A 15,119-nucleotide genomic window follows, 5' to 3' on the forward strand; every position below is an offset into this window, starting at 1 on the left:
GGATTGAGAATATCGGGTCGCATGGCTAGATGCGTCCAGCCTTAGCCCCCGTTCCCGGCGCCGCAAAGCGGCCGCCGGCGCATCCCCGTTGGAGCATCATGGACCGCGAGATCCGCCTCAAGCGCCTGCGCTTCCGCGCCTGGCACCGCGGCACCAAGGAAGCCGATCTGATGGTCGGCGGCTTCTTCGACACGTGCGCCGACACCTGGTCGGACGACGACATCGCCTGGTTCGAGGCGCTGATGAATGAGGAAGATGTCGACATCATGGGTTGGGCGATCGGCACGATCCCCGTTCCAGCCCGCTGGCAGGGTCCGATGATGGAGCGCATGTGCCGGCTCGACTATATCCCGATTGAGAAGTAAGTGACTGATATTCAACGGATCCTCAAAGCCGGCGAAGCGCTGACTCTGGCCGGCGCACCGGCCGGCTTCCTGCCGTGGATGATGGCCGATCTCGCGCGCGCCGCCAAAGGACGCGCCGTCTTCATCGCACCCGACGAGGCTGCGATGCGCGCGATGGCCGACAATGCGCGCTATTTCGCGCCCGAGCTCGACGTCGTGATCTTCCCCGCCTGGGATTGCCTGCCCTACGATCGCGCCTCGCCCTCGCTGCGCGTCACGTCTGAACGGCTCGCCGGCTTGCACGCACTCCAGCGCAAGACGGATAAGCCGCAATTGTTCGTCACCACCGCGAACGCCGTGACCCAGCGCACGCTCACCCCGTTCCGCCTGCGGCAATTGTCCGCGACCCTGGCGCCGGGTGAGCGGATCGATCGCGACGCGCTCGCCGAACTGCTCCAGGCCAATGGCTATCAGCGCACCGATACGGTGCACGAGGCAGGCGAATATGCCGTGCGCGGTGGGCTGGTCGATCTGTTTCCTGCCGGCGAAGCCTATGCGCTGCGGCTCGATTTTTTCGGCGACGAGATCGAAACCGTTCGCCAATTCTCCGCCGAGGATCAGCGCACGACCGCCTCCGTCGATGGCTTTACCTTGCTGCCCGCGTCGGAAGCCCTGCTCGATCCGGACGGGATCAAGCGGTTCCGTTCGCGCTATCGTGAGAAGTTCGGCGCCACCGCGACCGGGGATCCGCTCTACCAGGCCTTGTCGGAGGGCCGCCGCCTCGCCGGTATGGAACATTGGCTCCCGCTGATCGAGGAGCGGCTGTCCACTCTGTTCGACCATCTTTCCCCCGACGATCTGATCGTACGCGACAGCGGTGCCGACGGCGCCGCCGAAGCGCGGTTCGAGGCGATTACCGACTATTACGACAACCGGGTGCGCGCCCGCGCCAGCGATCCCGGCAGTTACCGCCCGCTCGAGCCCGAGACGCTGTACCTGAAGCAGGAGGAATGGGCCGAAGCGATCGCCGATCGCCCGATCCATCTGACCACCCCGTTCCACGAGCCCGACAGCGCCCGCGTCATCGATTTCGGCGTCGATGGCCCCCGCGACTTCACGCCCGAGCGGACGCAGAACGCCAACGTCTATGAGGCGGTGGTTGGCCACATCCACGATCTCGCCAAGTCCAGGCGCAAGATCGTGCTGGCAAGCTATTCCGTCGGTGCGCGCGAGCGGCTGAAGGGATTGCTCAACGAGCATGGGCTCGACGGCGCTATGCTGGCCGACGATTGGCAGGATGCGCTCGGCACCGCCTTCCGGCCCGGCACCACCGCGCTCACGGTCCTGCCGCTCGATCATGGCTTCACCACCCCGCAGGTGGCGCTCCTGACCGAGCAGGATATGCTGGGCGACCGGCTCATCCGCCGCGCCAAGCGCCGCAAGTCGGCGGACGCCTTCCTGGCGGAATTGGCGACGCTCTCGCCGGGCGATCTGGTCGTCCACGCCGATCACGGCATCGGCCGCTATGACGGCCTCACCCAGATCCCGGTCAGCAAGGTCCCGCACGATTGCGTCGCCTTGTCCTATTCCGGCGGCGACAAGCTCTACGTCCCCGTCGAGAATCTGGAAGTCCTGAGCCGCTACGGCAGCGAAGAGGGCGCCAGCCTCGACAAGCTTGGCGGCGTCGCCTGGCAGACGCGCAAGGCGCGGATGAAGGAGCGGATTCGCGAAATCGCTGGCGAGCTGATCGCTACCGCCGCCCAGCGTGCGCTGCGCGCCGCCGATCGGGCCGAGGCAGATTCCGCCTACAGCGCCTTTGTCGATCGCTTCCCCTATGAGGAAACCGAGGATCAGGATCGCGCGATCGACGATGCGCTGAACGATCTTTCCGCAGGCAAGCCGATGGACCGGCTGATCGTCGGCGATGTCGGCTTCGGCAAGACGGAGGTGGCGCTGCGGGCCGCCTTCGTGGCCGCCATGGCGGGCATGCAGGTCGCGGTGGTTGGGCCCACCACCCTGCTGGCGCGCCAGCATTATACCAACTTCGTCGAGCGCAGGCGCGGCTTCCCGATCGAGGTTGGCCGGTTATCCAGGCTGGTTCCTGCCGCCGAAGCCAAACGAACCAGGGAGGGTCTGGCCGAAGGCAAGATCGATATCGTGATCGGCACCCATGCGGTGCTGGCCAAGGGCGTCGACTTCAAGCATCTCGGCCTCGTCATCGTCGATGAGGAACAGCGGTTCGGCGTCACCCACAAGGAACGGCTCAAGTCGATGAAGTCGGACGTGCACGTCCTGACCCTCACTGCCACGCCGATCCCACGGACCTTGCAAATGGCCATGTCCGGCCTGCGCGAGCTGTCGGTGCTGCAGACGCCGCCGGTTGATCGCCTCGCGGTGCGCACCTATGTCGCGCCCTGGGATCCGGTCGTCCTGCGCGAGGCGCTGCTGCGCGAACATTATCGCGGCGGACGCAGCTTCTTCGTCGCCCCGCGGATCAAGGACCTGCCCGACATCGAGGAATTCCTGCGCAAGGAAGTGCCGGAAGTCCGCTACGTCGTCGCCCATGGCCAGATGGCCGCGACCCAGGTCGAAGAGCGGATGAGCGATTTCTATGACGGCAAATTCGACGTGCTCGTCTCCACGACGATCGTCGAGAGCGGCCTCGACATCCCGAGCGCAAATACGTTGATCGTCCATCGCGCCGATCGCTTCGGCCTGGCCCAGCTCTATCAGCTGCGCGGGCGCGTCGGCCGCGGCAAGACGCGGGCCTATGCCTATCTCACCACCCCGCCCAATCGTCAGATTACGGAGACAGCCGAGAAGCGGCTGCACATCCTGCAGAATCTGGACTCGCTGGGCGCCGGTTTCCAGCTCGCCAGCCACGACCTGGACATTCGCGGGGCGGGCAATCTGCTCGGCGATGAGCAATCGGGCCACATCAAGGAAGTCGGCTTCGAACTCTATCAGTCGATGCTGGAAGACGCGATCCTGGAGGCCAAGGCTGGCGGGATGACGCAGGCGACCCGCAGCCACGAATTCTCGCCTCAGATCAGCGTCGATGCGCCGATCATGATCCCGGAAACCTACGTTCCCGATCTGGATCTGCGCATGGGCTTGTATCGCCGCATGAACGAGATCGAGGACAAGCAGGGCATCGAAGCCTTTGCCGCCGAGATGATCGACCGCTTCGGTCCGCTGCCGGAGGCGACCGCAAACCTGCTGTCCATCCTGGAAACCAAGCTGAACGCCAAGCGTGCCTGCGTCGCCAAGCTCGACGTGGGCGCCAAGGGGGCGTTGGTCACCTTCTTCCAGGATCAGTTTCCGGATCTGCCCGGGCTGCTCGGCTACGTCGAACGGCTCAAGGGCACGGCGAAACTGCGGCCCGACAACAAGCTGGTCATCACCCGCAACTGGCCCGACGCGGCGGCGCAGCTGCACGGCGCGCTGCAACTTTCCAAGGGGTTGGCCAAAATTTTGGCATAAGGCGTTACCCGCCGGTCTGCAGGGAGCGTCAGCTTGATGATCAAAACGATAATGGTCGCCACGCGCGATCGCGCACGGCTCGCCGAGATCGTCAGCATCGCGGCACGCTATGGCTTGGACGTCCTCCTCGCCCGCCTCGGCCTGAATGCAGAGCCGATGGCGGATGCGGGCGAGGAGCCGCGCGATCTGCCCCGGCGCACGCGTGAGGCGATCGAGGCGCTGGGCCCGACCTACGTCAAGCTGGGCCAGATCCTGGCGACGCGCCGCGATCTGCTGCCGGAACCCTGGATCGCCGAATTCGAAGCGCTGCAAAGCAAGGCCGCCACGCTCCCCTTCGAGGATCTGCGCGCGCAGGTCGAGGCCGCTTTGGGCGAGCCGCCCGAGACCGCCTTCGCCCGGTTCGATCCCACGCCGCTCGCCGCTGCCTCGATCGCGCAGGTTCACCGCGCCACGACCCACCACGGGCAGGAGATCGTGCTCAAGGTGCGCCGCCCGGGCATAAGGCCGCAGATGGAAGCGGATCTCCGCCTGATCCGCCACCTCGCCGGCATGATCGAGACCGGCAGCCGCGAAGCGCGCCGCTACCAGCCGCAGGCCTTGGTCCACCAGCTCGCGCAGGAGCTGATCGACGAGCTCGATTTCGCCAATGAGGGCCGCAATGCCGATCGCCTGCGCGCCGATCTCGCGCATGACGAACGCGTCGTCGTCCCGCAGATCCACTGGCAGTGGACGTCCGAAACGCTGCTCGCGATGGACTATATCGCAGGCGTGCCGCCGCGCAGTGCCGACGCCTTGCGCAGCGCAGGCCTGGATCCCAGCGCCATTGCCGATCTCGGTGCCGATCTCGTTCTCGACATGGTGCTGATCAACGGCCGCTTTCATGGCGATCCGCATCCCGGCAATCTGCTCTGCCTGCCGGACAATCGGCTGGCGCTGATCGATTTGGGTCTGATCGGCCACGTCAGCCCGCGCCGCCAGCAGGAATTTCTCCGGTTCGTCCTCTCACTCAACGGCGGCGATCCCGCTGCCTTGGCGGAGGTTCTGGCCGTCTGGAACCAGAATGACGGTGTATCGCACGACCGCATCGTCCTTGTCGCCGAGCGGCTGACGGCGCGGCATGGCGGCGGCAGGCTCATCCTCGGCGCACTGACGGCCGATATGTTTCCCCTGATTCGCGAAGAGCAATTGGTCCTGCCGCCGGATCTGGTGCTCATCTTCAAGGCGATGATTACCATGGATGGCGTGCTGAGCGGCATCGAGCCTGATTTCGACCTGTCGACCGCGCTGGAGCGCGCCCGCACGAAATTGCTCACTTCGCGTCTATCCGCCGCGAAGACGTCGGAACGGGCCCAGGCGATGCTGATGGAAATCGCCCGCCTGTATGACGATGCGCCCCGCCTTCTGCGCGCCCTCGTCCGCCGGCTTGAGGAGGAGCGGCCGGTGGCTGCCCCGACCGGTTCCGCGCCCGAGATCCTCGCCGCCGCCAAATGGCTGGCCGGCGGCATCCTGCTCGCTGCGATCCTGATCGCGGCCGCGCTCTTCGCGACCCGCCCGCTATGACGCGCGGCGTGCGCTAGGGGAGGAATTGGGGTGCGCCTGCCTCGGGCCCTGCGGAGATTGCGCCAAGCAATCGCAGCCGCGCAGATCCGCCTTATCGAGGCGCGGGGCAAGAAGGCGGCACGCCCGGACGTCGTCTTCCTGGGGGATTCGATCACCGAATTCTGGCTGGAAGCGGATCCGTGGATGTTCTGGCCGCGACGCCGCAATCTTGGCGTGTCGGGCTCCACCACCGCCGACATGCTGATTCGCTTCGAGCGCGACGTCGTCCCGCTTCAGCCGAAGATCCTGCATGTCATGGGGGGCACCAATGATCTCTGGTATGGCGCGCCCGGGCCCGAAGCGTCAGATTCGATCGCCAATCTCGTGCGGATCGCCGAACGAAGCAAGCAATTGGGCATCAGCCTCATCCTGGCGGCACCGCCGCCCATCTCCGCCACCGCGGAATCGCTGTTTGCCTCGCCCCACCTCTATCCGGTCCTGGTGGAGGCGCTGCAGCGTTACGGCGCGGCGCACGATCTCGTCTATGTCGACTATGGCGACTCGCTACGCGACGAACATGGTGGCCTGCGTCCGCGCTACACGACGGATGGTGTGCACCTCACGCGCGCGGGCTATCACGCGATGCGACAGCAGACGAAGCAGGCGTTACGCCAACTCGGTGCCTAGCCCAGGCGGGCGAGCAGGATGTTGGATCAGCTTTGCTTCGGCGTACGGGGCCGCATCACCAGATAAAGCAGGCAGCTTCCCACCAGAACGCCCGCGAGCGCGCCGATCTCGTTCCAGTCGGCCAGCGCGACCATGATCGCCATGCACAGCATGCCGAAGCCCGCGATCACGGGGATGCCGGGCAGTGACAGCGGTTTGCCCAGTGTCGCGATGCCGCGCGACCGCAAGATCACGGCGGAGGCGCAGGCCAGGAAATAGAGCGGCGCGATCGCCAGCGTCGACAGGATCGCCAGCTGCTCGAACGTGCCCGTCAGCGCCAGGGCCACGGCGAACAGGAAATGCACCAGGATTGCCCAATGCGGCGTCCGCCAGCGCGGATGCACTTTCCCCAGCGCGGCCGGCAGCAAGCCGTCGCGCGCGAACGCGAACAACACTCGCGGCGCGCCCAGAAAGTCGCTGCCGAGCCAGATCACCATCGAAAAGCAGGCGCCGGCCAGCAGCGGCGCACGCAGACGCGGATCGATCGTGCCCAGCGCATCGGCAAGCGGCGCCGCCGAATGCATCAGCCCCGCCCCGAACAGGGTGGCCGCGATCAGCTGGATGGCGACATAGAGCAGCCCGATCAGCCCCATGGCCAGGATCAGCGCGCGCGGCACGGTGCGCGCCGGATCGCGCACTTCGCCCGATGCCGCCAGTGGCGTTTCCATGCCGGTCAGCGCGAACATGGCCAGGATGACGGCATGCCCGAAATTGGCGTTGGGAATGTGCGTGATCGGCGCCTCCGCGCGGTGGCCCATCGCCAGAGCGATGCCGCCCACGACCAGGAACAGGATCAGCGGCAGCACCTTGATCATCGTCGCCCAGCCGAGCACCTTGGCCGCGAGATCGACACCGACGATGTTGATGCCTGCCATGATCGCCAACAGGCCGACGATCAGGATTTCCCGTACGACCGGCTGCACGAGGAAGGGGAATGCCGCACCGGCCATGTCCGTCGCTGCGACAGCGATGCCGCCTGCCGCCAATACGGCGGACAGCCACAACAAGACGCCCGCAACGAAACCGAGCATCTTTCCGAACGCCGCTTCGACATAGCCATAGGGGCCGCCGCTGGTGGAGATACGGCTACCCGCCTCCGAAAAGCACAGCACGACCGCGCCCATGGCGATCAGGCAGGCGATATAAGCGTAAGGCGCCGTCGTTCCCGCCGAGGACGCCATTTTAGCCGGCAGCGTATAAATTCCGGCGCCGACCACTTCGTTGGTGATCGCCGCGGCAAAGGCGAACACGCCCATCGCCCGTACCAGGCCATGATCGCGACCCTGTTGCTCAACAGCCAGTTCCGGCGTGGTCGCCATACGCACATCCCCTTTACCTACGGAAGCTTGCCCGACAGATAAGGAAGCCGCAACAAGCCTTTATCTCTCCGCCGGCCATGCTGAACTTGTTTCACCCGCCACCCGGCCCAGACGCGGATCTCCAATTCGCCGTCGGCCGAGGAAGGTTTGGTGCGGCGCAAACGGCCAGGCCCCACGCGACCATAGCCGAGCCGTCCACCGTTCATCTTATACTCCGACCTCAATTCGTTCTATATTTGTTCTTGCAATAACCGCCATATTCCAAGATGAGACGGGTAGGGAGAAAGACGATGGGGCTGAGAATTTCTTGGGTTGCCGTTCAAGGTGTCACAGCGGAGCAGGCGCTGGAAGCGCTTGATATGCACGTCACTGGGACCGTCACATACGAAGATATAGACTGGCGCGACAATTTCGCGCTCGGCTCCCTCCCGAATGGCTGGTTGCTGGCTTTGAGCGGCGACAGCGCTGATGCTTTCGAGGGAAGGTTGGAGCCGCTCACCAAGCTTGGCCGAGCTGTGGGCGGCGAAATGTCTGAAACGGTCATGCGTTCGGAAGCCCGCGGTTACGATCAGGGCACCGAGGTCTGGAGCGTCACGCATGATCCCGAGGAGGAAGAAAGCCTCTACGCGCTGGAAATTACGGGCAGTCCGCCGCCGGAACTCGACGCGATCGTCCACGCTTTGCGCGCCGAACAGGATGCCCAAGGCGGCGAAGATGCCGCTGTCGATCTCATGTTCGGCATTCCCGGACGGCTCTCCGCCGCCCTCTGCGGCTATATGCCGGACGAGAATGAGCTCGACGACATCGATGTCTCGGAACTGCGTCCGAACCGAGGGGCTAAACCGGCGGCGGGCCAAGCGAAGGCCGGCTTCTTCGCCCGGCTTTTCGGCCGCACCTAGAGTTTCGATCGGGAGGTGGGCAATGAACTACGCCGAGGTCAATCTTGTGCTTGCATGGGTGGCGGTGCAGGGCCTCCAGCCGGATCAGGCGCTTGCCGCTCTGGAGATGGAATATTCGGAAGACGCGGACGTCCGCGACGTCGCTGATTGGCCGAACTTCTCGGAACGCGCCGACTTTCGCGAGAGGGTGTTCGTCGGCCTTCTGCCGGGTGACTGGCTTTTGCTGTTCGGGGATATCGACGAGGATGAAAAGGAATGCTTGGCTGCGCTTGCCAAGTTCGGCCCGACTTTCCTCGGCCAGCAGTTCAGTACGGGCTGCTTTTCTGAAGCGCGTTGGTATGCGGACGGTCAGCAAGCTTGGCGTTTGGATTACGATTCCGAGTGCCGGTCGCCATACGATCGGTTGAAGATAGACGGGCAACTTCCCGACAATCTCGTCCAGATTGTTGGCCAGGCCTATACCGCCGCCGCGCAGGGCATCGTACCAAAACTCAGTCTCGATATCGTATGGGAAGTGCCGGGTAAATTATCGAAGGCAGTGTGCGGTTTCGACCCACAGGAAGGACCTCCGGACGGATTCCGTTGGTCCATGGTCCAGCCCATCGGCGGTGTGCCAGCGCCAGAGCCCGAACAGCGTGGATGGCTATCGCGATTGTTCGGGCGGCGGTGAGAAGCCGCAGCCCGTCCCATGCTGGACGCGTTTCAGCGTCCATCCCCTCACGGGCTGTCGCCCGGCGGGTCATGAATGGACTGCCGGCGGAGCGGTAAAGAAGGAATAAGGGGCGGCGCTGCCGCCCCTTAGATCAAAGCTGCCCGTGGCAATGCTTGTATTTGCGGCCCGATCCGCACGGGCAAGGCGCGTTGCGGCTGACCCGGTTTTCCCATTCCTCCGGGTTGCCCAGCGCCGGCATGTCGGGCTGCGCCATCTGCATCGGCGGCAGGCGGGTGGTCACGAGGCCGAGCGACGCGGCGTCACGATCGTACGTGTCGTCATTGCCCGTCAGCGGATCGATATGCGTCGTCACGAAATCGGGCATCGCGAAATCGGGCATCGGCGGCAATTCCGGCGGTGCGAAGTTGAAGCGGATGTTCGAAAGGGTGCGCGTCACGTCCTCGCGAATTGCGGACAGCATGCGTTCGAACAGCGCGAACGCTTCGGTCTTATACTCGTTGATCGGCGTCTTCTGGGCGTAGGCGCGCAGGTGGATCACCTGCCGCAGCGCGTCGAGCGTCGACAGATGCTCCTTCCAGTGATGATCCAGCTGCTGCAGCAGCACGCTCTTCTCGATATTGGCCCAGCTTTCCTTGCCGACCTCTTCGACCCGCTCGGCCAGCTGCGCCTCGGCCGCCTCGCCGATCCGCTCTGCCAGCATTTCCGGCTCGACCATCTCTTCCTTGAGCCATTCGTCGATCGGCGGCGTGATGCCGAAGATATCGGCCGTCGCTTCCTTCAGACCTTCGATATTCCACTGCTCGGGATAGGAGCCCGGCGGGCAGGCATCGGCGACGATCGCGTTGACCGTTTCGGCGCGCATGTCGCTCACGACATCGTCGACCGCTTCGGCATCCATGATGTCGGCGCGCTGCTCGTACACGACCTTGCGCTGGTCGTTCATCACGTCATCATATTCGACGACCTGCTTGCGGATATCGTAATTGCGCGCCTCGACCTTGCGCTGCGCGGTTTCGATCGCCTTGCTGATCCAGGGGCTGACGATCGCCTCGCCATCCTCCAGATTCTTGTTCATCATCTTGGCGAACATCGTCTGCGGGCCGAAGATGCGCAGTAGATCGTCATCCAGGCTCAGGTAGAAGCGGCTCAGGCCAGGATCGCCCTGACGTCCGGCGCGGCCACGCAGCTGATTGTCGATGCGGCGGCTTTCATGCCGTTCCGTGCCAAGCACGAACAGGCCGCCTGCCGCCAGCACGGCTTCCTTCTCGGCTGCGATTTCCGCCGCGATCGTGGAAGCTGTGCGCTCATAGTCGGGCGTGCCGACTTCCAGATCCGGATGTTCTTCCAGCATCCGCATTTCCAGATTGCCGCCCAGCTGGATGTCGGTGCCGCGGCCCGCCATGTTGGTCGCGATCGTGACCGCGCCCCTCCGCCCGGCCTGGGCAACGATGAACGCTTCCTGCTCGTGGTAGCGCGCGTTCAGCACATTATGCTTCACGCCTTCCTTCTGCAGGAATTCGGACAGCATTTCCGACTTTTCGATCGAGACGGTACCGACCAGCACCGGCTGGCCGGTCTCCGCCTTTTCGCGGATCGCCTGCGTGATGGCGGCGAACTTGTCGCCGATATTCTTGTAGAATTCGTCGTCGTCATCCTTGCGCCGCACCGGCACGTTGGTCGGGATCGACACGACGTTCATCTTGTAGATCTGGTAGAATTCCTGCGCCTCGGTCGCAGCCGTGCCGGTCATGCCCGACAGCTTGGGGTACATGCGGAAATAATTCTGGAAGGTGATCGAGGCGAGCGTCTGGTTCTCGGGCTCGATATTGACGCCTTCCTTCGCTTCCACCGCCTGATGCAGGCCGTCAGACCAGCGCCGGCCGTCCATCATGCGGCCGGTGAATTCGTCGATGATGACGACCTTGCCGTCCTTCACGATATAATCGATGTCCCGCTTGAACGCGACATTGGCCTTGAGCGCCTGGTTGAGGTGGTGAACCACCTGGGTGTTTTCGAAATCGTAGAGATTGTCGCCCTGAAGCAGGCCGGCTGCCTCCAGCGCGCGCTCGATCGCCTCGGTCCCCTCTTCGGTCAGGATGACCGAACGGGCCTTCTCGTCATATTCATAATGCGACGGATCGATCTGCTTCACGATCGCGTCGACCGACTTGTACAGTTCCGATTTGTCCTCGGTCGGGCCGGAGATGATCAGCGGCGTCCGCGCTTCGTCGATCAGCACCGAATCGACTTCGTCGACGACGGCATGCGCGAAGGGCCGCTGCACCATCTGGCTGCGCTCATATTTCATATTGTCGCGCAGATAATCGAAGCCGAACTCGTTGTTCGTGCCGTAGGTGATATCGGCCGCATAAGCGTCGCGGCGTTCCTCATCGCCGATATTCGGCACGATCACGCCAACGGTCAGGCCGAGGAAGCGGTAGACCTGACCCATCCATTCGGAGTCGCGCCGGGCAAGATAGTCGTTGACCGTAACGACATGCACGCCCTTGCCGGGCAGAGCGTTCAGATAGACGGCCAGCGTCGCCACCAGCGTCTTGCCTTCGCCCGTGCGCATCTCGGCAATCTCGCCGCGATGGAGCACGATGCCGCCGATCATCTGCACGTCATAGTGGCGCTGGCCCAACACCCGCCGGGCCGCCTCGCGCACGGTCGCGAACGCCTCGGGCAGGAGATTGTCGAGCTTCTCGCCGTCCGCCAGCATGGCGCGGAACTTGGCCGTCTGGCCCGACAATTCCTCGTCGGTCATCGCCTGGAGCGCAGGTTCGAACCCCGCAATCTTGGTGATGATCGGCCTCATCGACTTGACGTAACGGTCGTTGGACGAGCCGAAGATGGCCTTGGCAATGCCGGCAAACATGCTGATTTTCCTTATCGTGGAACGCTGCCGCCACTCAGGGCCCGGCGCGATAGACTAACAATGAAACGAAGATCCGGATGCCCCGGATCACCCGCGCGAATGCTTATTCGCGACGGCGCTCGCCGAACGAATCGGGGGAAGAGGCGGTCGCCAAAGGACCAGGCGCCCGCCATGTCCGCGGCGCCAGCAGCGCCACGGGACTGGCCTGCGGCAGCGGACGCTGCGCGCGCGCGGCCGCACCCGGCTGCGCCTGGGTCGCACTTGCGCTCGCCACCACCGGCTGCGCGGACGCAGCCGTGCCTGTCATCGCGCCGGTCAGGGCGGTCAGAAAAGCGGACAGGAGGAGCAGCAAACGCATGATATTCGCCATGTAGGTGAAGCCCCCTGCCACGTCCATCCTGCCGGTTCGTCTTTCGTCACCGTGGCGGAGACAGGAATACACTTCCGGGATTTCCGCTGCTACGCGGCCACATCATGGCCGATCCCACCTCCCCCCTCGCCCGCCCCTTCCCTGCCATGCCCGCGATCGCCGGCGTCCGCCTTGCGGTCACCCGCGCGGGGTACAAGAATTGGGAGCGTGCCGACCTGACCTATGCCGCGCTGGATGTCGGCACCACCGTCGCCGGCGTCACCACACGCAGCAAATGCCCCTCGCCGGAAGTCGAATGGTGCCGCGCCGCGCTCACGCTCGGCCGCGCCCGCGCGCTGGTCGTCAATGCCGGCAACAGCAATGCCTTCACCGGCAATCGCGGGCGGGCCGCGGTGGAGGCGATCGCCGCGCGGGTGGCGGGCCATGTTGGCTGCCAGCCTTCGGACGTCTTCGTCGCCTCGACCGGGGTCATCGGCGTACCTCTGCCGATCGACAAGGCGGAAGCCGGGATCGACGCCGTGATCCAGGCGCCCGAGGCCGATTGGCGCGCCGCCGCCGACACGATCGGCACGACCGACACGTTCGCGAAGGGGGCCAGCACCACCGCGATCGTCGACGGGCGGACAGTGACGTTGGTCGGCATCATCAAGGGATCGGGCATGATCGCGCCGGATATGGCGACGATGCTCGGCTTCATCTTCACCGATGCCGCGGTCGAGGCGCCCTTCCTGCAGACGATGCTGAGCGCCGCCAATACGCCCACTTTCTCCTGCATCACCGTCGACAGCGACACCTCGACATCCGACACCGTGCTCGCCTTCGCTACCGGCAAGGCGGGCAATGCCCCGCTTGCCTCCTTCGACGATGCCGGTGCGGATGCCTTCCAGGCGGCGCTGACCGATCTGTGCCGCCAGCTCGCCCATCTGGTCGTGCGCGACGGCGAAGGCGCATCCAAGTTCATCCAGGTTGCCGTCGAAGGCGCGGACAGCGATGCCTCCGCCCATCGGGTCGCGCTCTCCATCGCCAACTCCCCGCTGGTGAAAACCGCGATTGCGGGGGAGGATGCCAATTGGGGCCGCGTCGTCATGGCCGTTGGCAAGGCGGGCGAGCCGGCGGAGCGCGACAAGCTCTCGATCCGGTTCGGCAGCATTCAGGTCGCCCGCAACGGGCTGGCCGTCGAAGGCTATGACGAGGCGCCGGTCGGCGCGCACCTGAAAGGCCAGGAGATCGAGATCGGCGTCGATCTCGGCCTCGGCGACGGCCGCGCCATCGTGTGGACCTGCGATCTCACCCACGGCTACATCTCGATCAACGCGGATTACCGGAGCTGATGCCCTGGTCGGTCGAGCTCCAGGAATTGCGCGATCGACTTGTCGTACGCTTGATCGATCGCTGCCGTGAAGAAGCTGGTCGCGCGCGCAAAATTACCGGCGAGACCGATGCCTGCCGAGACCTCGGCATTTGCGAGGAGGATCTCGACGATGTTCAGATCGATGCCGCTGCCAGCGTCGGCCTGCGGCTGCCCTTCCGCGGCGAACCGCTGATCGTCCCTTGGCACGGTCCAGGCCCAAATTGCTCGCTGGAGCACCTCGCCGCATGGATTGCGGTCAATGGTCGTCCGCTCACCGACACGGAGACGTGGTGATGGATCAGGATTGGACCGGCGGCTGTGCCTGCGGTGCGGTACGATACCGCCTCGCCTCCACGCCTTATGACGCGGGCTGGTGCCATTGCCGGACGTGCCAGCTGAATTCGGGCAGCCCGGCCATGGCCTTTGCCACCGTGCCGGCCGGCGATTTCCAGTTCACGCAAGGCGAGGATCTGGTGGGCCAGTTCAACTCCAGCAACTTTGGCCATCGTCTGTTCTGTACGCGCTGCGGCACGCCATTCCTGATGCAGGTCGATCATCAACCCGAAACCGTCGATTTCAGCATAGCCACACTGGATGCACCGGATCGGGTCGTGCCCGCATTCCACATCTTTTACGCGACCCGCATCGCCTGGGCGCAGGCAGGCGACGATCTTCCGCGGCATGACCGCTTCCGCCGCGATACGCGCGGCCTTTCCGCAGACGAGACATCATGATCCAGCTCGACGCCGCCGTACAGACGCTGATCCGCGACGTTGCCCAGCGCATCGTCATGCCGCGCTTTCGCATGCTCGACGTCGGGGAGATTGAGGAGAAGGCGCCGGACGAGCTGGTCACGATCGCCGACAAGGAAAGCGAACTGGCGCTGATCGAAGGACTGACCCGGCTCCTGCCCGATTCCCGCGTGATCGGCGAAGAAGGCGTTTCGGCAGATCCGTCCCTGCTCGACGGGATTGGCCAGGGTGTCGCCTGGATCGTCGATCCGATCGACGGCACCGCCAATTTCGCCGCCGGCGAAACCCCATTTGGCATCATGGTCGCGCTCGCGGCCGACGGCGTCGGTGAAGCGGCTTGGCTCTATGATCCGGTACTCGATCGCATGTGCAGCGCTGCTCGCGGCAAGGGGGCTTTCATCAACGGCGAGCGCGTAACCGCCCGTACCAGTGGCGAGGCCCTTCCTGTCGCAGGCCTCTCGACCCGCTACCTCCCGCCGGACATGCGCGAAGACATCGAACGGCGCGCGGAGGGCAAGATGCGCTGCGTCGGCATTCCGCGTTGTGCCGCCGAACAATATCCGCGCGTCGTGCTCGGGACCAACGACCTTGCCCTTTTCTGGCGCACCCATGTCTGGGATCACGCACCGGGCGCGCTGATCCTGACTGAAGCCGGCGGCAAGATCGCGCGGTTCGACGGCACGCCCTACGACATCACGCAAACCGGCAAGGGCATGCTGGCGGCTGCCACGCCGCAGATGTGGGACGAGGCTGCCGCGATCCTGCTTCGCTGAACCTGACGTTCT

The 15,119-nt window shown here is 64.7% G+C and carries 13 protein-coding genes; 9 read left to right on the plus strand and 4 right to left on the minus strand.

All coding sequences use genetic code 11. The features are described 5' to 3' along the window. Positions 1-98 precede the first annotated feature (98 nt). From ACOJSI_RS09425 to ACOJSI_RS09440, 4 genes are read left to right on the plus strand one after another with little or no spacing between them, the layout of a single operon-like run. Complete coding sequence (locus tag ACOJSI_RS09425) at positions 99-365, plus strand: succinate dehydrogenase assembly factor 2 (protein ID WP_420138021.1); 267 nt, start codon at positions 99-101, stop codon at positions 363-365. Next, on the plus strand, positions 366-3,827 hold the full coding sequence (gene mfd, locus ACOJSI_RS09430; protein WP_420138022.1) for a transcription-repair coupling factor: 3,462 nt from the start codon (positions 366-368) through the stop codon (positions 3,825-3,827). A 36-nt stretch (positions 3,828-3,863) separates the two neighbouring features. Next, positions 3,864-5,387, plus strand: a complete 1,524-nt coding sequence (locus tag ACOJSI_RS09435; protein WP_420138023.1) for an ABC1 kinase family protein — start codon at positions 3,864-3,866, stop codon at positions 5,385-5,387. Between the two features lie 57 nt (positions 5,388-5,444). After that, a complete protein-coding gene (locus ACOJSI_RS09440; protein ID WP_420138024.1) occupies positions 5,445-6,053 on the plus strand; it encodes a GDSL-type esterase/lipase family protein in 609 nt (202 codons plus the stop codon). Positions 6,054-6,079: 26 nt separating this feature from the next. On the opposite strand, the gene ACOJSI_RS09445 is transcribed toward ACOJSI_RS09440, so the two are convergent. Continuing rightward, positions 6,080-7,411: an APC family permease gene (locus tag ACOJSI_RS09445; RefSeq protein ID WP_420138025.1), complete on the minus strand. Its 1,332-nt coding sequence runs from the start codon at positions 7,409-7,411 to the stop codon at positions 6,080-6,082. A 290-nt stretch (positions 7,412-7,701) separates the two neighbouring features. Between ACOJSI_RS09445 and ACOJSI_RS09450 the strand changes: the two genes are divergently transcribed. Then, positions 7,702-8,310, plus strand: coding sequence for a hypothetical protein (locus ACOJSI_RS09450; RefSeq protein ID WP_420138026.1), 609 nt, complete (start codon positions 7,702-7,704; stop codon positions 8,308-8,310). A gap of 22 nt (positions 8,311-8,332) precedes the next feature. After that, positions 8,333-8,980 (plus strand): hypothetical protein, encoded by a 648-nt coding sequence (locus ACOJSI_RS09455; RefSeq protein WP_420138027.1) that lies wholly within the window; start codon positions 8,333-8,335, stop codon positions 8,978-8,980. A gap of 133 nt (positions 8,981-9,113) precedes the next feature. Here ACOJSI_RS09455 and secA read toward each other — a convergent pair whose 3' ends face one another. Together secA and ACOJSI_RS09465 are read right to left on the minus strand one after the other, a co-directional pair. Then, the gene (gene secA, locus ACOJSI_RS09460) at positions 9,114-11,861 is read right to left on the minus strand and encodes a preprotein translocase subunit SecA (RefSeq protein WP_420138028.1); all 2,748 of its coding nucleotides are present in this window, start codon (positions 11,859-11,861) and stop codon (positions 9,114-9,116) included. Positions 11,862-11,964: 103 nt separating this feature from the next. Beyond that, positions 11,965-12,219 (minus strand): hypothetical protein, encoded by a 255-nt coding sequence (locus ACOJSI_RS09465; protein WP_420138029.1) that lies wholly within the window; start codon positions 12,217-12,219, stop codon positions 11,965-11,967. Positions 12,220-12,335: 116 nt separating this feature from the next. Between ACOJSI_RS09465 and argJ the strand changes: the two genes are divergently transcribed. Then, complete coding sequence (gene argJ, locus ACOJSI_RS09470; RefSeq protein WP_420138030.1) at positions 12,336-13,562, plus strand: bifunctional glutamate N-acetyltransferase/amino-acid acetyltransferase ArgJ; 1,227 nt, start codon at positions 12,336-12,338, stop codon at positions 13,560-13,562. On the opposite strand, the gene ACOJSI_RS09475 is transcribed toward argJ, so the two are convergent. Continuing rightward, a complete protein-coding gene (locus tag ACOJSI_RS09475) occupies positions 13,550-13,789 on the minus strand; it encodes a hypothetical protein (RefSeq protein WP_420138031.1) in 240 nt (79 codons plus the stop codon). The genes argJ and ACOJSI_RS09475 overlap by 13 nt on opposite strands. 86 nt (positions 13,790-13,875) lie before the next feature. Here ACOJSI_RS09475 and ACOJSI_RS09480 point away from each other — a divergent pair, with 86 nt between their 5' ends. Both ACOJSI_RS09480 and ACOJSI_RS09485 read left to right on the plus strand, forming a co-directional pair. Next, entirely contained in the window at positions 13,876-14,316 is a 441-nt protein-coding gene (locus tag ACOJSI_RS09480; protein WP_420138111.1) for a GFA family protein, read from the plus strand. Next, positions 14,313-15,107, plus strand: coding sequence for an inositol monophosphatase family protein (locus ACOJSI_RS09485; RefSeq protein ID WP_420138032.1), 795 nt, complete (start codon positions 14,313-14,315; stop codon positions 15,105-15,107). The genes ACOJSI_RS09480 and ACOJSI_RS09485 overlap by 4 nt, the downstream gene beginning before the upstream one ends. The last annotated feature ends 12 nt before the right edge of the window (positions 15,108-15,119 follow it).

The sequence above is a fragment of the Sphingomonas sp. genome (assembly GCF_048595155.1).
Classification (GTDB): Bacteria; Pseudomonadota; Alphaproteobacteria; order Sphingomonadales; family Sphingomonadaceae; genus Sphingomonas_I.